15 protein-coding genes are annotated in these 26,350 nt (G+C 34.9%); 13 read left to right on the forward strand and 2 right to left on the reverse strand.

Translation table 11 applies throughout. From position 1 onward, the window contains the following. Window positions 1-6: 6 nt before the first annotated feature. Window positions 7-1,770, reverse strand: a complete 1,764-nt coding sequence (locus EV144_RS20860; protein WP_134151087.1) for a hypothetical protein — start codon at window positions 1,768-1,770, stop codon at window positions 7-9. A gap of 1,093 nt (window positions 1,771-2,863) precedes the next feature. Here EV144_RS20860 and EV144_RS20865 point away from each other — a divergent pair. Together EV144_RS20865 and xylE are read left to right on the forward strand one after the other, a co-directional pair. Beyond that, a complete protein-coding gene (locus tag EV144_RS20865) occupies window positions 2,864-4,606 on the forward strand; it encodes a glycoside hydrolase family 43 protein (protein WP_166670612.1) in 1,743 nt (580 codons plus the stop codon). A gap of 106 nt (window positions 4,607-4,712) precedes the next feature. Continuing rightward, window positions 4,713-6,134, forward strand: a complete 1,422-nt coding sequence (gene xylE, locus EV144_RS20870; RefSeq protein ID WP_134151089.1) for a D-xylose transporter XylE — start codon at window positions 4,713-4,715, stop codon at window positions 6,132-6,134. Window positions 6,135-6,149: 15 nt separating this feature from the next. On the opposite strand, the gene EV144_RS20875 is transcribed toward xylE, so the two are convergent. After that, entirely contained in the window at window positions 6,150-7,025 is an 876-nt protein-coding gene (locus tag EV144_RS20875; RefSeq protein ID WP_134151090.1) for an AraC family transcriptional regulator, read from the reverse strand. Between the two features lie 149 nt (window positions 7,026-7,174). On the opposite strand from EV144_RS20875, the gene EV144_RS20880 reads away from it, so the two are divergent. The 11 genes from EV144_RS20880 (at window position 7,175) to EV144_RS20930 (ending at window position 26,328) form a co-directional block, all read left to right on the forward strand. Beyond that, on the forward strand, window positions 7,175-8,038 hold the full coding sequence (locus tag EV144_RS20880; protein WP_074662348.1) for a phytanoyl-CoA dioxygenase family protein: 864 nt from the start codon (window positions 7,175-7,177) through the stop codon (window positions 8,036-8,038). A gap of 8 nt (window positions 8,039-8,046) precedes the next feature. After that, complete coding sequence (locus EV144_RS20885) at window positions 8,047-8,865, forward strand: sugar phosphate isomerase/epimerase family protein (RefSeq protein ID WP_074662345.1); 819 nt, start codon at window positions 8,047-8,049, stop codon at window positions 8,863-8,865. 8 nt (window positions 8,866-8,873) lie between these two features. Then, window positions 8,874-11,426: an alpha-glucuronidase family glycosyl hydrolase gene (locus tag EV144_RS20890; protein ID WP_134151091.1), complete on the forward strand. Its 2,553-nt coding sequence runs from the start codon at window positions 8,874-8,876 to the stop codon at window positions 11,424-11,426. 438 nt (window positions 11,427-11,864) lie between these two features. After that, the gene (locus EV144_RS20895) at window positions 11,865-15,008 is read left to right on the forward strand and encodes a SusC/RagA family TonB-linked outer membrane protein (protein WP_134151092.1); all 3,144 of its coding nucleotides are present in this window, start codon (window positions 11,865-11,867) and stop codon (window positions 15,006-15,008) included. A gap of 10 nt (window positions 15,009-15,018) precedes the next feature. After that, on the forward strand, window positions 15,019-16,713 hold the full coding sequence (locus tag EV144_RS20900) for a RagB/SusD family nutrient uptake outer membrane protein (RefSeq protein ID WP_134151093.1): 1,695 nt from the start codon (window positions 15,019-15,021) through the stop codon (window positions 16,711-16,713). 17 nt (window positions 16,714-16,730) lie between these two features. Further along, complete coding sequence (locus tag EV144_RS20905) at window positions 16,731-17,873, forward strand: glycan-binding surface protein (protein ID WP_074662335.1); 1,143 nt, start codon at window positions 16,731-16,733, stop codon at window positions 17,871-17,873. A gap of 26 nt (window positions 17,874-17,899) precedes the next feature. Next, on the forward strand, window positions 17,900-19,432 hold the full coding sequence (locus EV144_RS20910) for a hypothetical protein (RefSeq protein ID WP_074662332.1): 1,533 nt from the start codon (window positions 17,900-17,902) through the stop codon (window positions 19,430-19,432). A gap of 96 nt (window positions 19,433-19,528) precedes the next feature. Next, on the forward strand, window positions 19,529-20,632 hold the full coding sequence (locus EV144_RS20915) for a glycoside hydrolase family 26 protein (RefSeq protein ID WP_074662330.1): 1,104 nt from the start codon (window positions 19,529-19,531) through the stop codon (window positions 20,630-20,632). Between the two features lie 3 nt (window positions 20,633-20,635). Then, window positions 20,636-21,931 carry a family 43 glycosylhydrolase gene (locus EV144_RS20920; protein ID WP_083370495.1) on the forward strand — a complete coding sequence of 432 codons (1,296 nt, stop codon included), beginning with the start codon at window positions 20,636-20,638 and terminating at the stop codon, window positions 21,929-21,931. A 133-nt stretch (window positions 21,932-22,064) separates the two neighbouring features. Beyond that, on the forward strand, window positions 22,065-24,335 hold the full coding sequence (locus tag EV144_RS20925) for a GH92 family glycosyl hydrolase (RefSeq protein ID WP_134151094.1): 2,271 nt from the start codon (window positions 22,065-22,067) through the stop codon (window positions 24,333-24,335). Window positions 24,336-24,363: 28 nt separating this feature from the next. After that, window positions 24,364-26,328, forward strand: coding sequence for a sialate O-acetylesterase (locus EV144_RS20930; RefSeq protein ID WP_134151095.1), 1,965 nt, complete (start codon window positions 24,364-24,366; stop codon window positions 26,326-26,328). The last annotated feature ends 22 nt before the right edge of the window (window positions 26,329-26,350 follow it).

A 26,350-nucleotide genomic window follows, 5' to 3' on the forward strand; every position in this document is an offset into this window, starting at 1 on the left:
AATTGATTAATTACAAGGTTTGCCTAAAGGGATTTGTTGCTGTGATGTACCAGCACCTATTATATTACCAGTTTGTTCAGAAGCAAGTCTATTTTCAATTCTTAACCTTTCATTAGTTCCCTGTGGGAATTCTTTTTCAAATATAGGGGCATCTATCAATCCTCCCCATGCCAGATCTGTGTATATTTGATCTGGTTTTTGTCCATTTGATAAAGGAACTCCTGTTTGAAATTCTTGTAGAGCTCCACCGATAGCTTCAATATATGTATTAGCCATTTCTTCATGTTGAGTATCTTGCTTGCTTCCAGGATATTTTGTATCTACAAATTTCTGAAAACTCACTGAAAAATCGTTGAAAACCACAGGATTTTGCGAACCAGAATAATCATCAACTAACGTCAGAAAATAAGCATGTGTTATCTCATGCAGTAAATTGGCAGCTTTATAAAGTTGGGTAGAAGAAGTATAAGCTTGATTATTTAGAATTGTAGTATAGTTATTTTTACTATTTTTTGTAGTATAAGCCGGCTTATTTCCTGCATTTCCAGATATAATTGTAACATTATATACATTACTAGCGCTAAATTTCGTAAATATATTAGCAATATCACAATTTGTAGCATTCTTTAATTTATTTAAAATTACTTTTGGACAAGGATCAAGTTGAGAATCGCTAATATTATCTTCAATCGCTTTAGCAATTAACAGATCCGTTGCTGGTAATCCAATCCAAGAATCTGATCCTTGATCATACCTGTAAAATATATGGGTAAACGGGTCGTAAACTTTTTGATTATTAGCAGGCCATTGAAATTCTAAAATACCATAATTATCCCTATTATTAGCAATTATAATATTAGGAAGTATTACCTGAGAAATCTGCCATGAATTTGAGGCAGCTTTGAAGATGTATTCTGTGCAGACTCCGGCAGGATCAGTAAATCTATAGGTTTGATTATCGACAGGACTTAAAGGAAGAGTAGGTTTGTATGAAGTAGTAGATGATGCACCTGACCCGCCCAAAAATATGTTTGTACCGCCCTCACAATTACTCATTTTAGAATCTTCTGCACCAACACCGCCTCCGCCTCCTCCGCCTCCTCCACTGCAGTCGCAGATTACAAACAAAAGAACTCTGCTGATAATTTCTCCTCCGGATCTGGTTATCCACCAATACTCGGTACAGCTGCCTTGTGTTTTATTAGTTTTTGAACCATTGCGAGCAGGACTTAGTGTTATATTGTCGGTTATTCTGCCTTGATTATATTTACTGTATAGTAGTTTTATTTTTGAGAGGCTCATAAAGGTAATTTCCCCAGAATAACTAAAATCTTTGTTATCTGCATTTAGTATAGATACAATAACTTTGTCATAATTACTATTGGCGTCATTAGCTTTTAATGTTACAATATTTGAACGCACTATTTTATTTTCGTTTACATAAAAAATAATTTTAATAACTCCATCTAATCCCTGTAAATAATTAACATTTGCAATTAATAATTTTTCGGTCGTTCTTAAATTATATATTTTTAAACTATTGATGTCAATTTCAGTAGATAGTTCTTCAATTTTAGATAATTGTTCTGGGCGGAGACCTAGTTTTAATTCATTCCAATAATCGTCTACTTTCTGCTTATAAATTGCTGGAGCTGTATAATCAATTTCTTGTAAGGCGTCATCTCTATCTTGACAGTTTGATAAAAATATTACTAGAATTAATACTGCTGCATTTGTGAAACAAGTTTTTAAAAATAATTTTTTCTTCATAATTTAATCTTCTTAGGTAGTTGATTCTATTAAAATTGCTGAGATGAAATAGGCCTTAGGATTTGTAATAATGTATTACTATAAATGTTTTTTGTGTAAACGAATATAGGAATATTATACTACAATTTATATTTTAATTCAATTGAAATGTAATTTATTGTAAGAAATATACTTATTTTAATTGAGCAGAATTTTTTAACCGTTATTGTGAAATGTTTCTTTTGTAAATTATTTGATTATAGTATGAAATAGCTTTTTTGTGCTACGGGGTTCCGACTTAGTATTTATTATATAAATTATTAAGATGCTTTTATTACAATTTTAAATTGAATCAGGATTATTCATAAACAAAAAAAAAGCTCCAGATTTCTCTGAAGCTTTTACTTAGTAGCCCCGCCCGAACTAATGTCGAACTTTTTTACGCAAGATTTAGAAAGGTTATTGAAGATTCCTATTAATATATACATCGTAGATCCTCATTTTATTCGCTTTAATACGAGCAATTAATTAGTGTTTGAAACCCCAATTTGTTATTAAAAGAACATAGTGGAATTGAAGGGATTACAATCGAACACTTGATCTCTATATTAAAGTTTATTGATAAGCTTAGTAAAAATCTCTAAGTCTCTTATTTATATGAAGTTGAAGTGTCTACTTATTTAATAAACATTTCGTTTAAATCGAAAAGGTCATTTTATTTTTTTTAGATTTTATTTCATATTTTTTATTCTAAAACGAAAAATATAACTTGTAAACTTATCGGAAGTTGTTCTATACTCAAACACCTTCCTTATTAATATAGATATTTAATTTTTTTTAATACAATATTTTCATATGATTGGAACGGAAAAAGAGGGATTCGAACTGTAAATCCAGCACCTCATATAATGCATTTTAATATTTTTAATCGGGTTCAAAAGTTAGAACGGCTTTATTAATGCTTGTATTTTACTTTTTCAAGATTTCTATAAACGGATTAATATCTTGACAATAAGGGAAAGTGAATGTATAGTATTCAATTCTGGCAAGAAAGTACCAATCTATTTAAATACGAATCGATATGTTTGATTTTAAAATATCAAAAAGTTTTAGAATGCAAAAAACATATTCTTTATTACAGAAAATAATGGCTTGCTTTTCGATGTTATTACTAAGTTCCTGTATCAAAATTTCAGAAAATAGTAAGCATAATAAAAAAGAAAATATTGCTGCTTTTGATTGGTTTCGTTACGAAGGCAATGATGCTATTTATAAAACACTTTCCGCGGATAAAGAAAAGTATTTAAATCCGATTTTGGCAGGATTTTATCCCGATCCAGGTATTTGCAGGGTCCATGATAAATTTTATTTGGTAAATTCTTCTTTCTCCTATTTTCCCGGATTGCCAATCTTTGAAAGCACAGATATGGTCAATTGGAAACAGATTGGTCACGTGATTGACCGCCCAGAACAATTGGATCTTAAACTTGCCGTTTCAAAAGGACTTTATGCACCAACAATTAGATACAACAAAAGATTTTTTTATGTAGTCTGTACGAATGTTGATGCCGGTGGGAATTTTTTGGTAACAGCAAAAAATCCGGCTGGGCCATGGTCAAATCCGATTTGGCTCCCTGAAATTGAAGGAATTGATCCGGACATTTATTTTGATGACGATGGTAAAGTTTACATCACTCACAATGGTCCACCGCCCAATAATATTTCAGTTCATGAAGGTCATAGAGCCATTTACATGATGGAATTTGATCTTGAAAAATCTAAAACTGTTGGCGAATCAAAATTGGTTGTTAACGGCGGAACAGACATGTCACAAGAACCGGTTTGGATTGAAGGTCCACATATTATTAAAAAAGACGGATTTTACTATATGATTTGTGCGCAAGGCGGAACAGAATACAATCACTCCGAGGTTGTTTTTAGAAGCGAACACATTTTTGGGCCTTATAGTAGTTTTCCAAATAATCCAATCCTGACTCAGAAACATTTAGATAAAACAAGAGCAAATCCTGTAACTACAACAGGTCATGCCGATTTTGTTGAGTTATCGAATGGTGATTGGTGGTCGGTATTTTTAGGTTGCAGGCCTTACGGTGACGATCTTTACAATACCGGAAGAGAAACTTTTATGCTTCCCGTAAAATGGAAAGATGGTTGGCCGGAAATTGTGGGAGGTAAAGAACCAATTCCGTTTCAATTTAAAAAGCCAAATCTTTGTTCATCAAAAGAAAATATTTCGCCAATGAATGGAAATTTTATCTGGCAGGATGATTTCAATTCAGATAAATTAGATTTCAAATGGAATTTTATTCGGACACCTTCTGAAAAATGGTACTCGCTGGAAAAAGGAAAATTATTAATTAAAGCACGAAAAGAAACCATTCAAACCGAAACTAATTTTTCTTTTATTGGAAGAAGGCAGCAACATTTGAATTTTGATGTTTCTACTAAAGTTGATTTTAAACTTCAAAATCAATCTCAGACTAGTGGATTGTTAGCTTTTCAAAATGAAAAAAGTTATTTTCTTTTAGGAAACCGTCTGAATGATTCAGGAAAACAAAAAGTTTTTGTAGAACGGGTTTCTAAAATACTAAATAATGAAAAACGGGAAATAGTAGCTGAAACAGACTTGCAAGAAAACTCAGATTCGGTTTTATATAGGATTGAAGGAAATGCAGGTTTATTCAATTTTTATTTTAAAGAAAATGAAAATGATTCTTGGATACTTCTCCTAAAAAATAGTGACGCTACAATTTTAAGCACCAAACTCGCTGGAGGATTTGTTGGAACATATTTAGGGATGTATACTTCCGGTAATCATTTTAGTACAAAAGAGTAATCTGGAAAAATGTAGAAAAAAAGAATTCAAAGAATAACTTAAAATGTATTAAATAATTATACATTGCGCTAAAAAATTAAAGATTCAAAAATTTTATAATTAAAAAATGGATAAAACTGAAAATTACAGGTATTTATTAAAATTAACAATTATTGCCACTTTTGGTGGGTTTCTTTTTGGCTATCACACCGCTGTTATTTCGGGTGCAGTCGGATCATTAGAAAAATTTTTCGTACTTCCATTTGGTTTAAATGAAACTGCGGCAAGTTCACGTTTAGGATTTGTGGTTTCTAGTGCTTTAATCGGCTGCATAATTGGAGGACTTTTCAGCGGATTTATAAGTAAAAAGTTAGGTAGAAAAAAAGGACTAGTACTTGCGGCAATTTTTTTTTTAATTTCTTCAATTGGTTCAGCTGCACCAGAGTTATTCATTAAAACAGTAGGGACTGGAGATCATACTTTTATAAACTTTTTTATGTTCTACAGAATCATTGGCGGAATTGGCGTTGGATTGGCTTCTATGCTTTCGCCTTTGTATATTGCAGAAATTGCACCTGCATCAAGCAGAGGTAAATTGGTTTCAATGAATCAGTTTGCGATTATCTTCGGAATGCTTGTCGTTTATTTTGTCAATTATTTTATTGCAAAACAAGGCGACAGCAATTGGTTAGATACTATGGGCTGGAGATTTATGTTTGCTTCTGAAATTATTCCGGCACTTCTTTTCTTAGGATTATTATTCTTTGTTCCGGATACGCCACGATCTTTAATGTTACAGTCAAAACCTGAGGAAGCTCTTGCCGTTTTACAGAAAATAAACAATCCTGAAGAAGCTAATAGAATCTTAGGAGAAATCAAAAATACGCTCGTTGATCATTCTGGAAAACTACTTTCTTATGGTTCAGCGGTTATTATTTTTGGTTTACTGCTTTCTTTTTTTCAGCAGTTTGTGGGCATAAATGTTGTTTTATATTATGCACCTGAAATATTCAAAACAATGGGATCTGGAACCGATAGCGCTTTATTGCAGACTATTATAATCGGTGCGGTAAATTTATTATTCACCGTTGTAGCCATTCAAACTGTTGACAAAGTAGGTCGAAAACCATTAATGATTATTGGAGCATTGGCAATGGCTATAGCAATGTTTGCACTTGGTTTGTCATTCTTTTGTCATTCTGTGGGAATTGTTGCTTTATTATGCATGTTGGTTTATGTAGCCGGTTTTGCTATGAGCTGGGGACCCGTAACCTGGGTTTTACTTTCAGAGATATTTCCAAATAAAATCCGAGGAAAAGCAATGGCTGCGGCAGTTGCCATGCAATGGATTTCAAATTATCTGGTTTCGTGGTCTTTTCCTGTAATGGATAAAAGCAGTTATTTAGTTCAACAATTCAACCATGGCTTTGCCTATTGGATTTACGGTTTTATGGGAATACTGGCGTTGTTTTTTGTATGGAAATTTATTTCAGAAACCAAAGGAAAAACTCTAGAAGAAATGGAAAATTTATGGAATAAAAAGAGATGAAACAATAATCCGGAATTAAGTAATATCCGGAATTTCAAAATAAGACTCCTTTTTGTGTAGAATTCTATACTTTGAAGGGGTCATTTTTTTAAGTTTTAAAAAGTGTTTATTGAAATTGGCAATCGTTTGAAAACCGCTGTCGTAGCAAATATCAGACACGGCAAGATTCGTTTCCAAAAGAAGATTACAAACGTGACCGATTCTAATTTCATTTAAAAAATTCACATACGATTTTTTGGTACTTTTCTTAAAATAGTTGCAAAATGCAGGTTCTGTCATTCCAGCGAGGTCAGCAATGTCTTTGATCTTAATCTCATTCTGAAAGTTCTGAATGCTATAATTAAAGACCTTTTCAATCCTGATTTTTTCTTTAATATTATGAAAGGCAATCTGCTGTTCGGTTAATTTAGTATAACAATTTTTCTTTGTTAGGATTGCCAGGCATTTATAGAGTAATAAAATACGTTTGTGTGAAGAAGCATCTTGCATCTTTGTAATTAACTTTCCGAGCTTTAATTTATGCTTTTCGTTAATCTTCAAACCTAATTGAGAAGTAGCAATAAGTTGTTTTATCTCCAGGTTTTCAGGTAAGTTTAAAAAATCAGTTCCCCAAAAGTCTTCTTTAAATTGAATAACTATTGCGCTGGTTATCATGTTTTTATCTCTTTTTTGGAAAGTGTGCGGAACATTAGGTCCAATGAAATAAACATCGCCCGTTTTAAACTCACTTACATCATTACCGATAAAGCCCAAACCTTCGCCTTGCGTAAACAAAATCAGTTCATTTTCAATATGCTGATGCCAGGTTACCTCAAAGTTGGGTGTGCAGTACGTTCTGGCAACAAACGAATTATTTTGCGATAATGGTAATTTTTGTACATGTGGTTTCATAACATAGAAATTTTATTACAATTATTTACGAAGATAATCAAAAATATTAAAATAGTTTATAAACTAAACAATTCTGGAGCAGTTTGTTCGTGAAAATCTCTTTTTATTTGCAATGTTAATGATTTATTAATAAAACCAATAACCCAAAAATGACAGAATCTAATCTAAATATAAAAGAGCAACGTGAGTTTTATGACAAAAACGGTTACCTCATAGTATCAAATCTGCTTACTGATCTTGAAGTGGAAACACTCAAAAATGAAAGCAAAGAAATCTTTAAAGGAAATCGTGGTTTTATCAAAGGTTTAATCGAACCATCAGAAACTGAAAATGATGATGATATCTTAAAAAAATATGTAGCAATTCATTTTCCGCATAAAATTTCAGAAGTTATATTTTCATATTTGAAACATAATAAAATTGTAGACGTTCTTCAGAATTTAGTTAGTGAGAATGTAAAATGCATGCAATCTATGTTGTTTGTAAAAGCACCTGGAAAAGCGGGACAATCATGGCATCAGGATGAATTTTATATTCCAACTAGAGATAAATCTTTAGTTGGTGCATGGATTGCCATTGACGATGCAACTATAGAAAATGGCTGTCTTTGGATTATTCCCGGATCGCACAAAGAAGGTTATATCATGCCAAGAATAAAAAATACCAATGAAAATTTTGCCGACGTTGACACGGTTGATGTTTCAAAATATTCTGAAGATCAGATTATTCCGGTAGAAGTAAAAAAAGGTTCTGTTGTTTTCTTTAACGGATATACGTTACACAGTTCACTTAGAAATAAAACTGAAAGTAATTTTAGAACCGCTTTGGTAAATCATTATATGAGTGCCGAATCAATGCTTCCGTGGGATCAGGATGGCAGGCTGCCTGCATCTGATGATTTACGAGATATTGTTATGGTCGCAGGAACTGATCCGTATTCGTATAAAATGATTGTTGATTTGAATAAACCTTTTTTAAGGCCGGAAGTTTTAAAAATAAAATCAACTCTATAAAACAATGTATGAATATTAATTTTTTTTGCCCGCGCTGGGGAAATGAGGATTTAAAATGGGAGGATTTCTTTATAAAAGTAAAAAATGCTGGTTTTGATGGTGTTGAATGGGCAATTAATAAAGAAGTTACCAGAAATAAAATAAAAGAAATTTTGCAAACGGCCAAAGAATATAATTTAATCATGATCGGACAGCATTTTGACACACAAAATGCCAATTTTGAAGAACATTTAGAAAATTATCAGAAATGGTTGGAAAAAGTTTCAGGATTAGATTTTTATTGTATTAATTCGCAGACCGGAAAAGATTTTTTTAGCAAAGAACAAAATGAGAAAATTATTGAAGCCGCTAAACAAAACGAATTAAAAACAGGAATTTCAATTTATCATGAAACCCACAGAAATAAATTTTCGTTTGCAGCGCACATAACAGCGGTTTATTTGAAGGAAAACCCGGAATTGAAAATAACATTAGACGCTTCGCACTGGGTAAATGTAGCAGAATCATATCTCGAAGACCAACAACAGGCCATGGATCTCGCGATATTGAGAACAGAACATATACATGCAAGAATTGGACATACAGAAGCGGTTCAGGTTTCTGATCCTTTTGCACCCGAATGGAACGAGGCTTTAGAAAAACATCTTTTTTGGTGGGACGCAGTCATCAAAAGAAAAAAAGATAATGGTTCTAAAATGAGTATTACAACAGAGTTTGGTCCTGTGCCGTATATGCCCGTTTTACCCTATACGAATCAGCCTGTGGCAAGTCAGTGGGACATTAACCACAAAATGATGCAGTTTTTAAAAAAGAGATATGCCGATTAAATTTAAATATGAGTAATAAAATGGTTTTTATAATTGAATTTAAAAATAGTGTGATAAAATTACTTTGCTTGTTTGCAATTGTAATGCTTCTGGTTAGCTGTAAATCTTCTGACGAGGTTACCATTTATTATCCAAAGCATGCATCGCCAAAAGAAATTCTGGCAGCAAAAGAACTTCAGAAATATATTTTTCTTACGACTGATAAATTGCCTGAATTGGAAGTTTACAGTAATGAAGATGAAATTTCAGGGAAGTCAATTGTTTTGAGTACGTACAATAATTTCAAAGATAAAAGATCAATAAGTGCGATAGAAGGCGATGCCTATTATCTAAAATCTAAAAACGAAGAACAGCTATTTATTGTTGGAGCCACATCTGAAGGTATTTTGTACGGAGCTTATAAATTTATAGAATCATTAGGAATTGGTTTTATGATCGACGGCGATATTATTCCGGAGGAAAAGATAGAAAATCTGGCACTTTCAGGATTTAATGAAAAGCACAAACCAGTTTTTGAATTAAGAGGGATTCAGCCATTTCATGATTTTCCGGAAGGTCCAGATTGGTGGAACGAGGAAGATTATAAAGCCATCATTTCGCAATTGCCAAAAATGGGAATGAACTTTATTGGTTTTCATACCTATCCTGAAAAAAGACCTTTCGGGGGTTGGGAACGTGCAGAGCCAATGGTTTGGATCGGCACTAAAGATCAAGTTAATAAAGACGGTTCGGTAAAATCGGCTTATCCGGTATTGCATTCTAATACGAAAGACAGCACTTGGGCCTATTATCCAAAAATGACGTCTAATTATCATTTTGGAGCAGCTCAATTATTCGAAACAGATAATTATGGCGCTTCTTACATGCAAAACCTTTCAGGATGGCCGCATACAGAACAGGAAAATGTAAAAATATTTAATGCCGTTGGATCACTGCTAGGAAACACTTTTACGCTTGCAAAAGATCTTGGTGTAAAAACCTGTCTGGGTACAGAAACGCCTTTGACAATTCCGTTTGATGTACAGCAAAAAATGATCGCAAAAGGAATTGATGTTAATTCTAAAGAAGCAAAAGTAATGTTGTACGAAGGAATTTTTTCTAGAATTATGGCATCACATCCGTTAGATTATTATTGGTTTTGGACACCGGAAACCTGGACTTGGGACGGACAAAATGATGCAGCAGTTGAAAGAACAATTCAGGATGTTCAAAGTGCAATTCAGGCGAAACAAAATGTAAAGGCACCTTTTAAATTAGCGACAAGCGGCTGGGTTTTAGGGCCAGCAAGAGACAGAGCTGAGTTTGATAATTTATTCCCAAAAGAAATGCCTTTTTCAGTAATCAACAGAGAAGTTGGATTTACACCGGTTGAGTCGGCTTTCAAAAATGTAAAAGACCGTCCGAAATGGCAAATTTCATGGATTGAAGATGATCCTGCAATGGTAACGCCACAATTCTGGGCAGGAAGAGTTCTTAAAGATGCGTCTGATGCTTACCGTTATGGCTGCACCGGAATGATGGGAATTCACTGGAGAACCAGAAATCTTTCACCTGCTTTTATGGCGTTGGCGCAGTCTGGTTGGGAAGCTAATACTTATAAAGCTGTAGGAGATAGTGTCAGACATTTAGATTCTAATGAATTATACAAAAAATGGTCAGCATTGCAGTTTGGTAAAAAAGCTTCAGCTGAAATGGGAAGATTGTTTTCTTCTCTAGACGGAGGAAATTTCAAATTGAACAGTAAAGACCGTCACGCTAATTTTCCAAGAACTGCAGACTGGGGCAAAAAAGGCCCCGGAATGATTAGACCTAATTATGAAGCATGGGCTACCTTTCAGAAAAAATATGATTTTATTAAAACATTCGAAAACAATAAAAAAATCGTTTCAGGAAAAGATAATTTAAGCAGATACAATTATTGGCTGAACACTTTTTATTATGCTAAATACCAAGGTTTATCCGGGTGTTTATTAGGAGAAATGGAGCAATTGAAAACACAATTGGAAAAGGCTAAAGATCAAAGTGAAAAACAAAAACTGGCAGAAAAATTATTAACAAAAAGAAATGAATTGGCTGCAGCATGGACAAAAATGGGTAACAGTTTAATGCAGACCGTTTCTACAAATGGAGAAATGGGCACCATCGCTAATTTGGAGCAGCATAATTTAGGAAGTCTAAACCAGATTCATCAATATGACGACGTTCTGAAAAAGATTCTGATCCATATTCCTGATTTAATTTTATCAGATCAATACGCAGGAAAATTGAGAATTCTAATGCCAACGCGACAAACAATCGTAAAACAAGGAGAATCATTAGTTTCTAAAATAAGAATATTATCGCCGGACAAAGTAATCTCAGTTAAAGTGTTTTACAAAGCATTGAACTCCGATAAATTTGAAGAAAAAGAATTGAAAAATGTTGATCGAAATGTTTATCAATTAGCTATTAATAAAAAGGATTACAACCAAAATAGTTTTCTGTATTATGTTGAAGTAAAATCAGGAGCAGCTACCGTTCGTTTTCCGGAAGCAACTACAGAAGCTGTAACGGTTTGGTAATTGTCATCAAAAATAAAAATTTATTTACGGTCTTAAAATAGTTAACTCATATTGTTTCTTCTCCGAATTAAAACACTGCCTGCCGTTTTAATTATCGAAGCTGAAAGTTAACCGGAATCTAAAATTATTTATTAAAAAAATCGAAATGTGATTTGCTTGTAATCAAGCGAACAGGACTCTTTTTGCCCTTTTTTAAATGAATTCAAATTAAAATCTAAATCAAAAAAAAACAAAAAATAATCATGAACTAAAGAAAACTTAACCAAAATGCTAGAAATGAATTTGAAGTTTTTGTAGTTACAACTGAAGATATTTAGAAAGTGTTGTCCAAAACTTTGACCAGGTACGGGACAACCTTGAGGAACTTTCTAAGATTTAACTTCAAAAAAACTACAACTACAATTAAAAAAAACATGACTAATTAAATAACTAAACCTTATGAAAAAAATCTTAATGACCAGCCTCTTTTGGCTTCTATTTATACCGGTAGCTCTTGCACAGCAGCAGATTACGGGTAAGGTTACCGACGAGCATTCCGGAGATCCGCTTCCGGGTGTAAACATTAAAACCGAAGGTGGTGGGCAGACCGCAATGACGGATTATAACGGATCTTATACGATTAATGCGGGAAAATCGACCAATCTTTTATTTTCTTTTATTGGATACAAAACAAAAAAAATAAATACCGGAGATTTAAAAGTATTGAATGTTGCGCTTTCGTCTGAATCAGAATCGCTTCAGGAAATTGTAGTTACAGGTTATACCAAAGTCAAAAAGACGGATTTAACCAGTGCACAGGCTACTATTACTGCGAAAGCAATTAATGAAACGGTAAATACAACCGTTGAACAGGCTATTCAGGGTAGAGCTGCGGGTGTTTATGTAACGCAGAATTCAGGTGAACCAGGAGGAGGTTTGTCAGTTAATATTCGCGGGGTAAATTCATTAAACGGGACAAATCAGCCTTTGTATGTAATTGACGGTGTTCAGATTACAGTGCAGGAAATAGGAAGCGGATTATTGAGTTCAAATAGTCCGCTATCAGGTTTGAATCCGGCAGATATTGAAACGATGAATATTTTACAAGGTCCTTCTGCAACAGCGCTTTACGGTTCCAGAGGTACAAATGGGGTAATTGTAATTACTACTAAAAGAGGTAAGGCAGGAAAAATTAAAATTGCATACGATTATACGTATTCTTTGCAGGCACCGCCAAAGAAAATCAATGTGATGAATTTAAGACAATATGCACAGTTGATGGGAGAATACCAACAACAGGCAGGAGGTGTAATTCCGGCAGAATTTTTGGATCCTTCTATTTTAGGACAAGGAACAGACTGGCAGGAAGAGCTTTACCGTTTAGCACCAATGACAAAACATCAATTGCGTTTGAGCGGTGGTAGCGATACTACAACGTATTATTTATCAGGAGAATATTTTAATCAACAAGGTATTTCTCAAGGTTCAAACTTTGACCGTTATTCTGTTCGTATGAATTTGGACAACAAAGCCAATGATTGGCTAACTCTTGGAGCAAACTTTAATATCAACCAAACGGATAATGTGGCAGCAGCGACGTCTGAATCAGTTGTTTTGAATGCGACGAAATTAAGTCCAAATATCCCCGTAAAAAACTTTGACGGAACTTATGGAGGAGGAAGTACAGATCCGGCTTCTCCGGAAAGATACAGTTCTCCAAACCCGATTGCGATGGCAAACTTAAATACAAATGAAGTTTTGACCAGACAGTTTTTAGGAGGATTGAATTTGAAAATTGACATTATCGATGGATTGTCTTTTAAAACTTCTTTTAATACCAATATCGAATACGGAAGCGGTGTTTATTTTCTTCCAAAATATAAATTTGGCGTTAACGAAAGAATCAATACACAGCTTACAAATGTTGAAAACAGAAATACATATTGGAAATTTGACCAATTCTTAAACTATGATAAAGCTTTTGGAGATCATACCGTAACCGCAATTTTCGGACACGAAGCACAAAGCGGAGCTTGGAAACAATTGACAGGTTATAGAGAAAATTTCCCTGTGGCAATTCCGGATTTAAATGTTGGAGATCAATCTACATCAATCGCTACGGGAGGTAAAAACGACTGGGCTTTAGAATCTTTCTTAGGTAGTGCAGGATATAATTATAGAAACAGATATTTTATTAATGCCACTTTAAGAGCCGATGGATCTTCTAACTTTGGTCCGGACAATAAGTGGGGTTATTTCCCATCTGCTTCTGCGGCATGGAGAATTTCTGAAGAGCCTTTCTTTAAAGTAAAACAAATCAGCGAATTAAAATTACGTTTTGAATCTGGAACCACAGGAAGCAACGGACCAGGAGGAGTTATTTATGGAAGACTTGACGGAGCACCAACACAATGGGGAACTGGTTTCTTGCCAAGTAAATATGCCAATTCAGATTTAAAATGGGAAGAAACAACAACCAACAATATCGGTTTCAATTTAGGATTATTTAATAACAGAATTACAATTGAAGGAGATGTTTACGTAAAAAAAACCGACAACTTAATTATGGATCTTCCTTTGCCACTTTATTATGGTGTTGATGGAGAAGGAGGAATGACGCCTCCTACTGTAAACGTTGGAGCTTTAAAAAACAAAGGTTGGAGTATTGCTGTAAATACAGTAAATATTAAAACAGCAGATTTCTCTTGGACAACAAATGTAAACGTTTCGCATTTTGATACAAAAATTGAAAAATTCTATACACAGTCGGCTATTTTAGATCGTTACTCTCGTTATTTTCAGGAATGGACACAGCGTTCTGTTGTAGGTCAAACGCCGTGGCAATTTTATGGTTATGTTGAAGAAGGATTATTCAAATCGCTTGACGAAATCAATAACAGCGCTTTGCCGGTTGATAACCAAGGAAATAAACTTCCGGTAAACAAAGATCAAGGTGGTGTTTGGGTTGGAGATGTGAAATATAAGGATATCAATAATGATGGAAAAATTGACGAAAAAGATCAGACTTTTATCGGAAATCCATATCCAAAATTATTTGGAGGTATGACTAATACTTTCACTTACAAACAATTCACTTTAGGAATTTTATTAACGGGTTCTTACGGAAATGATATTTACAATTACACAAAACGTGTGAACTCAAATCCGGTAAACGTAAGCGTTGGTAACAACTTATTAGTTCACGCCTTAGATTACGCACGAATTGGTGAAGATGCAAATGGAAATCCGTACATCATAAATCCAGATACAGACGTAGCAAGAATTTCGAACACACGAAACGGAAACTACGATAGACATACGAGTAAATGGGTTGAAGATGGTTCTTATTTAAGAATTAAAAACGTCTCATTAAACTATGATTTCAGTAAAGAAACACTTAGAGGAATTCCTGGTGTAACAGGATTCAGACTTGGTTTTGCGGTTCAAAACATCGCAACATTTACTAAATATTCAGGATATGATCCAGAAGTAGGTTCTTACGTTGGAAGCGGTTCAAACGCTGGTTCTCAGCCAATCGGATTTGATTACGGACGTTATCCGTTGACACCAATGTATTCATTTAATTTAGGAATTAACTTTTAACAATAGCGTGATGAAAAATATACTATTTAAAATTTCTTTTACAGTATCCAGCCTGTTTTTAATATTATTGACCAGTTGTTCTGAAGAATTTTTAGAAAGACCGCCACAGGACGTTCCCGTAGATGCAGAATTTTATAAAACAGACGAACAAGTTTTGGCAGGATCAGCATTACTATATAATAAAGTATGGTTTTTATACAATGATAAAGCTTCATTTAGTGTAGGTGATTTTAGAGGAGGAACCATGATGTCGGTTTACAATTATCCTGATATGGTACAGTTCAACACAACTTCTAATTCACAAATGAATTATGATGTTTGGAAATCTCTTTTCAATACAATCGGTCAGTGTAATACTTACATTATCAACGTTAATAAATATGCAGGTCCAAGTGTAAATCCGGATATTAAAAAACAAACCATTGCCGAAGCCCGATTTATGAGAGCAACTGCTTATAGTTTATTAACGATGAATTATGGTGCTGTACCCATTATTACCAACAATTTTACATTGGTTGGAGATACTACGCAAGTTCGTAATACGCCCGAAAGTGTATGGAAATTTATTACTAAAGATTACCGCGCTGCTGCAGAAGATCTTAAAGAAACACCTTTGCAAACAGGAAGAATTACTAAATGGGCAGCAGAAGGAATGTTAGCAAGAACTTACTTGAACAGAGCAGGCGTAGGAAGAACTGAAGGTAATAGAAATCAGGTTTTCTTAGATTCTACAAAATATTACGCAGAGAGAGTAATCACAAGAAGTGGTGCAAAATTAGAACCTAAATACGCCGATTTATATTTGACAAAAAACGAAAATAATGCAGAATCTTTGTTTTCATTACAATGGTTATATACAGGTACTTACAGTTCTACTACAAATACCGCACCTTCCTCTTTAGCATTTAGCCCTTCAATTGCCAATGGCGACGGATGGGGAGGAGATTTTAGTGCAACATGGTGGATTTTAAGTAAATACGAAGGAATAAATCCAGTTGTGGGAAGTCCGGGAATGATGGAAGGAAAAACACTCGATCAACGTTTAAAAGCTACATTTATGCTTCCCGGTGCGCATTATCCTGAAATCACGCAAACATTAGAAGATGGTACAGAACAGGAACTTCGTTTTCCTTATAGTCAGGGAGCAGAGATCAGTTATGCTTCAACAAAAAAATATGTTGTTGGTAAAGCAAAAGACAACGGTGGTTTAGCAGGATTCCATACGTATGAAATCAATACTTATATGCTTCGTTTAGCAGAAATGTATTTGGCTTACGCCGAAGCTGCGGTAGGAAACAGTAGTTCAACTACAGACGCAAAAGCAATTCAATATTTCAATACGGTACACACAAGAGCGGGTTTAAACGGAATTCAGGGACCATTAACTTTCGATAGAATTTTTGACGAAAGAATGATTGAGTTTTCTGTTGAAGCAATGGCATGGTACGATTTAGTTCGTCTACATTATTACAATCCGCAGAAAGCGTATGATATTATCAGTAATCAGGACAGATCTGCTTTTGCAATTGCTCCGGACAGAATTCCGAACCCAACTTCCTGGACATTTACCAAAACTCCTTGGGTAACAACGAGAAGTTATGCAGCAAACGACGGAAATTTTTTAATTCCGATTCCGGCAACAGAAATGAGTCAGGCGCCTAATTTAGGAAAAACACCGGTAGATTATTATGCAGGTAAACAGTAATTTTTAAAAAAGACAATATGAAAACTTTATATAAAATAACAGCAGCCTTATTAGTTGTTTTAGGAACAACGGTGGTTTCTTGTTCTTCTGAAGAAGCAGCCAGCAGAAGTCCGATTATCAATTATGTAAGACTAACAGATCCGGCTTCATCAGATTCATTATTGGTAGAAGCAGGTCAGGGACAGCTTTTGGCTTTAATTGGGGATAATCTTCAGGATACAAAAGAAGTTTGGTTTAATAATCTTAAAGCCTTTATTTCTCCAACTTATGTAACTAAGAATTCGATTATTACTAATGTACCGGGGAAAATTCCAACAGAAATCAACAATCAAATTCGATTAGTTAATGGTTCGGGCGGAGTTTATACTTATGATTTTTCAGTGAAAATTGGAAAACCGTACATGAAAGCCATGAAAAGTGAATATGTTGCAACTGGAAAAATTGCAACCATTCAGGGAGACTTTTTCTATGAGCCAATGACAGTAACTTTTACCGGAGGCGCGCAGGCAACAATTTCAAGTATAGATAATGATCAGATTTTGAATATTGTAGTTCCGGAAGGAGCACAGCCGGGACCAATTACGATCAAAACCAATTTTGGAGAAACAAAGTCTGATTTCTGGTTTAGAGACAACCGAAACATTTTTGTAAGTGGCGCAACAGGTTCAGATTTTATCGTCACAAATCCTGGCGATGGAGATCCTGAAGCCATTAATGGAAATTACATCAGAGTAAAGAAAAACATCGGAAGCTGGGATTTTACAGCATTCTTCAATGGCGGACCAGACGTATTTGGTGCGGAAAGCAGAAATGTTCCGGATGATGCATTGACACATCCAGAAAAATACAATTTCAAATTCGAAATAAATACACTGAAACCGTATAACGCTAACGGATTAAAATTTCAGGTTCTATTAGACAAAGCTTCAGATTTTGATGATTATTATTGGAGCGGAGGCGTGTATTTATGGAGTCCGCCTTATGATACAGAAGGCGAATGGGAAACTATCGTTGTGCCTTTAGAAAAAGTTTTATTAGGACCAGGTCATGATGTAAATGCAGCCGGATATTTCTCCCGCTTAATTGTTCACGGTGACGGCGCTCTTGATGCAGATATTTCTGTAGATAACTTTAGGGTTGTACCAAAAAGTTTAAAATAATTCATTTTATATAAAACAAAACCAAAATGAAAAAATTTAAAAATAAACCATTTTATCTCCTGATTATGTTATTCATAATCGTTGGAGCCGCTGTATCCTGCAGCAATGACGACTCTAAAAGCAGTAATGATGTCGTTGAACTTTTGAGTTTTGGTCCTTCGGGGCAAAAACATGGCGAGCAAATAGCCTTTATCGGTCATAATCTGGATCGTGTGACTTCTATAATGCTTCCGGGTGTTGAAGTTTCAAGTGATGATTTTGTTTCGCAGACTTCAGAAAAAATAGAATTGATTATTCCTGAAGAAGCAACAGAAGGAAAAGTAACTTTAGTTTATGACGGTGGAGAAATAACATCAAAAACCGTTTTAAGTTTTGATGTGCCGTTTATGATTGCAAGTATTACACCTCAGGCCAAACCAGGTGAGAATATTACGATTACAGGAGATTATTTAAACTGGGTAACGTCTGTAGTTTTTGCTGACGGAATCGAAGTTAAAGAATTCGTAAGCGCTTCTTTAAAACAATTAGTGGTTAAAGTTCCAATGGATGCAAAAACTGGATCTATTCTGATTATTGGAGGCGGAACAGAACCTTATACGTTTGAAACGGAAAGTGATATCATCATCGATTTGCCAAAAGTGACTTCTCTGGAACCAACTAGTGTAAAACACAGTGATTTATTAAGTATTAATGGAGAAGATCTTGATTTGGTAAAATCGATTAAATTTCCAAATAGTACAGAAAGTGCCGCTTTTGAAAGTCAAACGGCTACAAAAATTGTGGTAAAAGTACCAAATACAGCAACGAATGGTAAAATAGCTTTAACAGCTTATTCCGGAGTTGTTGTAGAAACGGAACAAGCAGTAAAAATCATTCTGCCAATTATCACAGATGCAGCGCCAAAACCAGTTGCAATTGATGCAGATTGGACACTTACAGGAACCGATTTAGATTTGGTTAAAGAAGTAATAATTCCGGGTGCAGCAATGCCAATTACGACTTTCTCAACTCATACAGCAACCAAAATTGTTTTAAAAGTACCAGAAGGATCTTTTAATGGTACAATCAAATTAAAAACAATCAATGACTTTTTGATTGAAACTAATACTGAAATTCAAATCGCTGGTCTTACTGATATTCCGTTAACCAGAGTAATTTACGATGACGATTACAGAAATGGTTTCGGAAACTGGAGCTGGGGCGGAGATGTAAATCCTGCTTACACCACAGAAGTGAGAGAAGGAACAAAAGCCATTAGAAAAGATTGGCAGGATTGGGACGGACTTCGTTTTGGCGGAGGAAATGTTTCTACAGCCGGAATGACAGAATTAGCATTCTCTGTTTACGGTGGAGAAGGTTTAGAGAATAATCAGCAATTAGGAATTATGATTAATGGAAATTGGGGTATCACTACAGTTCAGGTCAAAATTGGAGCCTGGACAGATGTTGTCATTCCGTTATCTAGTTTACCGGCTTTAAGCGGAGCAACCAAAATAGAAGATTTTGCAATTCAGGGCAAGTTCGGATATGTAATTGTCGATAAAGTTGGATTGCGTTAATTATAAGTAAGTTAGGTTAGTAATTTTCCAGACAAAGAAGAAGCTTGGTTGAGCCCCAAGCATTCTTCTTTGTCTATTTTAAAAATTGGAATAAAAATGAAATTTTATACTATTATTTTTTGTGCTATTGTTTTGAGTTCCTGTAATAAACAAAAAAATACTTCTAAAGCAGAAGAAAAAGAAACTGCAAAAAGTATTTTATTACAGAACATGAAAACGCTGGCAAAAAATGGAATCATTTTCGGTCATCAGGACGATTTGGCTTACGGTGTAGGCTGGTCTTATGTAGATGGAGAATCAGATGTAAAAAAAGTGGTTGGAGATTATCCGGGAGTTTATGGTTGGGATTTAGGGCATTTAGAATTGGGTGAAGATGTAAATATTGATGGCGTTCCTTTTGTTAAAATGAAAAAATATGTAACAGAAGTTTACAAAAGAGGCGGGATTAATACATTTAGCTGGCATCAAACAAACCCTTTCAACAGAAATTCTGCATGGGACAGTACTTCGACAATAAAACTTATTTTGAAAAATGCTGAGGTTAAAAGAGATTATTTGAAAGATTTAGATAAAGCGGCAGCTTTTTTTAATGGTTTGAAAGATGAAAGAGGAAATACGATTCCGGTTATTTTCAGGCCGTTGCACGAACAGACGGGCGATTGGTTTTGGTGGGGAAAGAAGCAGACTGCATCGAAAGACTATATTCAGCTTTGGAGAATCACGGTTGATTATTTAAAAAGCAAAGGCGTTAAAAATGTTTTATACGCTTTTTCTACCACTGAATTTCCAAACAAAGAATTTTTCTTAGAAAGATATCCTGGCGATAATTATGTAGATGTTTTAGGTTTTGATGCTTATCAGAACGATACTGCAAAAACCAATTCTGAATTTGTACAGGGAATAAAAAATCAAATCAAAATGCTAAATGAAATCGGAAAAGAGCACAATAAGCTAACAGCATTAACCGAAATCGGACAGGAAAAAGTACCGAATAAAAAATGGTGGACAGAGATCTTACTTCCTATTGTTCAGAATTCTAATTTGTCTTATGTTTTGCTTTGGAGAAACGGAAGACCAGATCATTATTTTGTTCCGTATCCGGGACAGATTAGTGAAAATGATTTTAAAACATTTTATAAAACTCCTAAAGTTATTTTCCAGAAAGAATTAACCAAAGAGAATATTTACAATAAAAAATAAAACATGAATAGTAGATTAATAACTCTTTTTTTAAGCTTTTTTACCGTTGCTATAATGGCGCAAAATCCCGTTGTTCCGGGTTATTTTGCAGATCCAAGTATAAAGAAATTTGGCGATACGTATTATATGTACTCCACAACAGACGGTTATTTTAGCGGAAATGACGGCGAAATTTTAGTCTGGACAACAAAAAACTTAGCTGATTGGGATGTTCAATCCGTTCCCGGTTTACCACATGAAACCGTTTGGGCTCCGGCAGTAATTCAGGGCGATAACGGAAAATACTATTTGTATTGCCAAAGTTCGGTCGATTATTCCGGTTATGTTTATTCGGGAGATTCACCGACGGGGCCTTTCAAAAAAGAAGCGCATTTAGGCGGTTTTGATATTGAGCCTTTTCGCGATCCCGTTTCAGGAAAAATCTATGTAATTTCTGCAGGACGCGAATTATTTTTAATGGATAATGATGTAAAGTCTCCAACGTATTTAACCAAAATCGAAAAGAAACTTTCCATAAAAGGAAACCTTTTTGATTATACAGAAGGTCCATATTTAGTATATAAAGATGGATTATATTATTGCATGTGGGCAGGTGGACGCTGTTGGGAAACGAGTTATAAGGTGCGTTACGCCGTATCAAAAAATATTGATGGCCCTTACGAAGAAGCATCAAACAGTCCGATTTTAAAAACCGATGAAAAAGCCGGAATTTCTGGTCCAGGTCATCATTCGATTACAGAAATTGACGGACGTTCCTTTATGTTCTACCACAGACAGGATTTGGCAAAAGGCCCAACTTGCGATTATCGTTTTTCAGCCGTTTCTGAAGTCGAGTTCAAAAACGGTAAAATCAATCTCGTTTCTTATGTAGATGATTTGGCTAAAACGTTAAATAAAAAAGGAAAATACACCAATTTGGCTCTAAACAAAAATGCTTTCGCCAGCAGTCAAAATGCAGGCTTTGAAGCCGGAAAAGTAGTTGATGGAAGAAATGATACACGTTGGACAACCAGCAGCGCACCAAGTGATGTTACAATAGATTTAGGTCAGGAATTTTCGTTTGACGCTGTTCGTGTCTGTTTCGAATATCCGGATAAATGGGTCACTTTCAAAATAGAAACATCAACAGATTATCAGAATTGGCAGTTGTATGCCGATCATAGTCAGGAAGCTGTTCAGGGTTATAAAGAAATGCTTCAGACCAAAACTGAGAAAGCGCGCTATGTAAAAGTTACGGTTAATAATTCAGAAGACAGAAACGCTTCTCTTTGGGAAGTTCAGGTTTTAAAAAACAACTGATTTGGCTTCTCCTGCAAGGTTTTGGAAACCTTGTAGGTATTTTGATTATCCGAATAAAGAAAGCAGACCTACAAGGTTTTGAAAACCTTGCAGGAACGACTCATATAAAATAGAATAATTTTTAATAAATAAAATGAAAATAACAAAACATAAAAGCACCGTCTTAGCTGCACTGTTTTTTGCCGGAAGTTTTGCTTTTGCACAAAAAAAAGCTCCTGTAGATTATGTAAATAATTTTATAGGAACAGGCGAATGGGGAAATTTGTATCCGGGCGCTCAAGCACCTTTCGGAATGATTTCTATAAGTCCGAACAATGTGTTTGAAAATTACGAAACGTCACGTTCAGGATACCGTTATACACAAGATGAAATTTATGGTTTCGGCATGACGCATTTCTCTGGAGTAGGCTGCCATGCCATGCAGGATTTGCCATTCACGCCTGTTGTCGGCGATTTGAATGTTTCTCCAGTTTATAATAAATCAGCTTATAAGAGTAAATTTTCGCATCAAAATGAAGTGGCGAAACCGGGATATTATTCGGTAAAATTAGATACATATCAAACCGATGTAAAATTTACAACCACACAAAGAGCTTCTATTGGCGAGATTGATTTTCCATTAAATAAAGAAGCTTCAGTAGTTTTTGCTCCAACAAATAATGCCAACGGAATCAGTGCCGGACAACTGAATATTGATTCTAAAAAAAAAAGAGTAAGCGGTTTTATGTCAACAGGAGGTTTTTGCTGGCGTGATCCAAACGACCGTCCTTATAAAGTTTATTTTGTAGCTGAATTTGACGTTCCTTTTAAAGAAGTAGGAAATTGGCGTGCAGAAAATAAAACTAAAGGAAGTGAAAATATTTCAGGAAGTGCGATTGCAGCTTATGTTACTTTTAACCTTGAAGGAAAAACGAAGGTAAAAATGAGATCGGCAATTTCGTTTGTCAGTGTAGAAAATGCAATTCAGAATCTAAATGCAGAAATATCCGATTGGAATTTCGAAAATACCTACCAAAACGTGCACTCGGAATGGGAAAAGTATTTGAATAAAATTGTAGTTGAAGGAAAAAATGAAGACGAGAAAACTGTTTTTTATACTTCAGTTTCGCGTACTCTTTTACAACCAAATGTTTTTGAAGATGTAAATGGAGATTATATAGGCTTTGATGATAAAATTCACAAAATTGAAAAAGGCAGAAATAAATATGTAAACTTTTCGCTTTGGGATACTTACAGAACAACAGCACAGGTGCAGGCGATTATTGCGCCAAAAGAATCTTCAGACATGATTCAGTCTTTGTTGTTAGATGCACAGCAAGGCGGATCTTTTCCAAATTGGAGCATGAACAATCAGGAATATGGAGTAATGAACGGCTATTCTCCATTTCCATTTATTGCTAATATGTATGCGATGGGTGCCAAAGATTTTGATTTGATAATGGTTAAAGACATGATGAAAAAAGTATCAACAGAATTTCATTCCAGCAGACAATCTCACGGCTGGTACGCGGTTGAAGAATATAAGAAATTAGGTTATGTTCCTGTTGATCTTCACGGTTACGGTGCTTCTATGACTTTAGAATATGGAGTTGACGATTATTCAATTGCTAAAATTTGCAAAGCAGCAAATGATTTGGAAGCTGAAAAATATTATCTAAATCGTTCTCAAAATGCATTCACATTATTAAATCCCGAAAATAAATTAATTCAGGGAAGAAATTCTGATGGAAAATTTATTACGCCATTTAGTGATTCCAGTGAAAATGGTTTTAATGAAGGATGCGCCATGCAGTATTTCTGGAGTGTTCCGCAGAGTATGAAAAAATTAATTGACAAAGCAGGCGGAGCAGGTTTTATAGAAAAACGTCTGGATCAGTTTGTGTCTAAAATTGAAACAGGCTGGGCTCCCGAAAAACCTTTTTACTGGGTTGGAAACGAACCTTGTTTTGGAGCAATGTACGTTTATAATTATCTGCAAAAACCCTGGAAAGCGCAATACAATGTTCGTCGCGTAACAGAAGTTTTTAAAAATACGCCAAACGGAATGCCAGGCGATGATGATGTTGGTGCGATGTCAGCTTTGTATGTTTTCTCAGCTTTAGGTTTTTATCCGTATTTACCCGGAGAAGCCGGATTTACAATAACTGGGCCTTTATTTGAAAAAACAACCATCAGTTTAGAAAACGGAAAGAAGATTACAATTGATGGAAAAAATGCGGAGTTTAATGCGCCTTACATTCAGGAAATGAAACTAAATGGAAAAAATGTTTCCAGTTTATGGCTCGATTGGAATGCGTTAAGTCAAGGCGGATCAATCGAATTTAAAATGGGCAAAAATCCAAATAAAAAATGGGGAAGTGCCATAAGTGATATGCCTCCAACCTATTATCCGGAAAAGAAATAAGATTTAGAATAAAATATAAACACAAAGTATGAAGCGTATTTCAATTGTACTGGCACTGCTTTTTACTGTTCTCTCTAATACTGTTTTTGCAACTGTAAAATTGCCAAAACTTGTGGGAGATAATATGGTTTTGCAGAGAGAAATAAAGATCCCAATTTGGGGTTGGGCAGATGTTGGAGAAAAAGTGTCAGTAAATTTTTTAGGTTCGAAATATCAGACCAAAACCGGAAAAGACGGGAAATGGAAATTAGAGCTTAAAGCTGTTCCTGCCGGAGGTCCTTATGAAATGATCATTCAGGGAAAAAATACAATCAGCTTGAGGAATATTTTGATTGGAGATGTTTGGATCGCTTCGGGACAATCGAATATGGAATGGCCATTAATTGCAAACGTCAACAATTACAAAAAAGAAATTGCCGATGCCAATTATCCAAATATCAGATTATTTATGGTGGAAAAAGCCGTTGCAAGTCATCCTAAAGAAGATGTTGTAAGCAACGGTTGGGTAGAATGTAGTACCGAAACGATTCCGAATTTTTCCGCTGTTGCGTATTTTTTTGGAAGAGATCTTCAAAAAGAAATTAAGGTTCCAATTGGTTTAATCAGTTCGAATTGGGGCGGAACTCCTGCTGAATCTTGGACGGATTTAGAAAGCATAAAACATTTTCCAAGATACAGAGTTGAAGCAGAAAACCTTTCTACAAACAAAACGGATGTAGCTGATATTTTATCAGCTTATAAAAATGATTTAGCAATCTGGTCAAAAAACTCAGGAAAAGACAGAGGATATCAGGAAGACGGAAAAACATGGGCAGATTTTGATTTGGATGTTTCAAATTGGTCTTCGATGAGTCTACCGGGAAATTGGGAACAGGAAAATATCCTTCCTAATTATGACGGCATAGTTTGGTTTCGTAAAGAAATCAATCTAACAAATAATGAGGTCTCAAAATCCATAACACTTCATTTATCAAAAATTGATGATGAAGATATTACATATTTCAACGGTATTAAAATTGGAGAAACAATAGGACACGAAGCTTTAAGAACTTATGTCGTTCCGAAAAATCTTTTAAAAGCAGGCAGAAATGTAATTACAATTCGTGTAAACGATACCGGCGGCGGCGGCGGAATCTATGGCAATGCGGAAGATTTATTTATGGAAATTGGATCCGCTCAAAAAACATTAGTAGGAAACTGGAACTACAAAACGGCTGTTGATGCCACTAATATGCCTAAATATCCATTAAGCAGAGAACCTCAATATGTACCGACCACTTTGTACAATGCCATGATAGCACCGTTAATTCCGTACGGAATCAAAGGAGCAATTTGGTATCAGGGAGAATCAAACGCAGATCGTTCATTTGAATACGGAACTTTATTTCCGGATATGATAAGAGGCTGGAGAGCAAAATGGGGTTATGATTTTCCGTTTCTGTTTGTTCAATTAGCCAATTTCATGCATGATAAACCGACACCTTCGGATTACGAATGGGCAGAATTAAGAGAAGCGCAAACAAAAGCTTTGCAACTGCCAAATACCGCAATGGCGTTGGCAATTGACATTGGAAATCCCGACGATATTCATCCAAAAAACAAACAAGATGTTGGAAAAAGATTGGCGCTTTCGGCTTTAAAAGTAGCTTATAATAAAGAGGTAGTTTTTAGCGGTCCACAATTTAAATCTCTTGAAATCAAAGGAAATGAAATCATAATTTCTTTTACTAATCTGGGTTCAGGTTTAGAACTTCGTGATGCTTATGGCTACGCAAAAGGCTTCGCCATTGCCGGAACGGATCAAAAATATGTTTGGGCAAAAGGGTATCAAAAAGACAATACAATTGTGCTTTACAATGATGAGATTCAAAGTCCGGTTTCGGTACGTTACGATTGGAGCAACAATCCTGACGGGAATATTTACAATAAAGAAGGATTGCCTTTGTTGCCATTTCGCACTGATAATTTTAAAGGAATCACAGAAAATAAATAAGAATGTTAAAGAGAATAATTTT

It is taken from the genome of Flavobacterium sp. 270 (genome assembly GCF_004368785.1).
Classification (GTDB): Bacteria; Bacteroidota; Bacteroidia; order Flavobacteriales; family Flavobacteriaceae; genus Flavobacterium.

Coding starts and splice junctions, on each gene's coding strand:
- xylE (WP_134151089.1), top strand. CDS start 4,713: ATGGATAAAACTGAAAATTACAGGTATTTATTAAAATTAACAATTATT.
- EV144_RS20900 (WP_134151093.1), top strand. CDS start 15,019: ATGAAAAATATACTATTTAAAATTTCTTTTACAGTATCCAGCCTGTTT.
- EV144_RS20895 (WP_134151092.1), top strand. CDS start 11,865: ATGAAAAAAATCTTAATGACCAGCCTCTTTTGGCTTCTATTTATACCG.
- EV144_RS20920 (WP_083370495.1), top strand. CDS start 20,636: ATGAATAGTAGATTAATAACTCTTTTTTTAAGCTTTTTTACCGTTGCT.
- EV144_RS20905 (WP_074662335.1), top strand. CDS start 16,731: ATGAAAACTTTATATAAAATAACAGCAGCCTTATTAGTTGTTTTAGGA.
- EV144_RS20860 (WP_134151087.1), bottom strand. CDS start 1,770: ATGAAGAAAAAATTATTTTTAAAAACTTGTTTCACAAATGCAGCAGTA.
- EV144_RS20865 (WP_166670612.1), top strand. CDS start 2,864: ATGCAAAAAACATATTCTTTATTACAGAAAATAATGGCTTGCTTTTCG.
- EV144_RS20930 (WP_134151095.1), top strand. CDS start 24,364: ATGAAGCGTATTTCAATTGTACTGGCACTGCTTTTTACTGTTCTCTCT.
- EV144_RS20915 (WP_074662330.1), top strand. CDS start 19,529: ATGAAATTTTATACTATTATTTTTTGTGCTATTGTTTTGAGTTCCTGT.
- EV144_RS20925 (WP_134151094.1), top strand. CDS start 22,065: ATGAAAATAACAAAACATAAAAGCACCGTCTTAGCTGCACTGTTTTTT.
- EV144_RS20910 (WP_074662332.1), top strand. CDS start 17,900: ATGAAAAAATTTAAAAATAAACCATTTTATCTCCTGATTATGTTATTC.
- EV144_RS20880 (WP_074662348.1), top strand. CDS start 7,175: ATGACAGAATCTAATCTAAATATAAAAGAGCAACGTGAGTTTTATGAC.
- EV144_RS20890 (WP_134151091.1), top strand. CDS start 8,874: ATGAGTAATAAAATGGTTTTTATAATTGAATTTAAAAATAGTGTGATA.
- EV144_RS20885 (WP_074662345.1), top strand. CDS start 8,047: ATGAATATTAATTTTTTTTGCCCGCGCTGGGGAAATGAGGATTTAAAA.
- EV144_RS20875 (WP_134151090.1), bottom strand. CDS start 7,025: ATGAAACCACATGTACAAAAATTACCATTATCGCAAAATAATTCGTTT.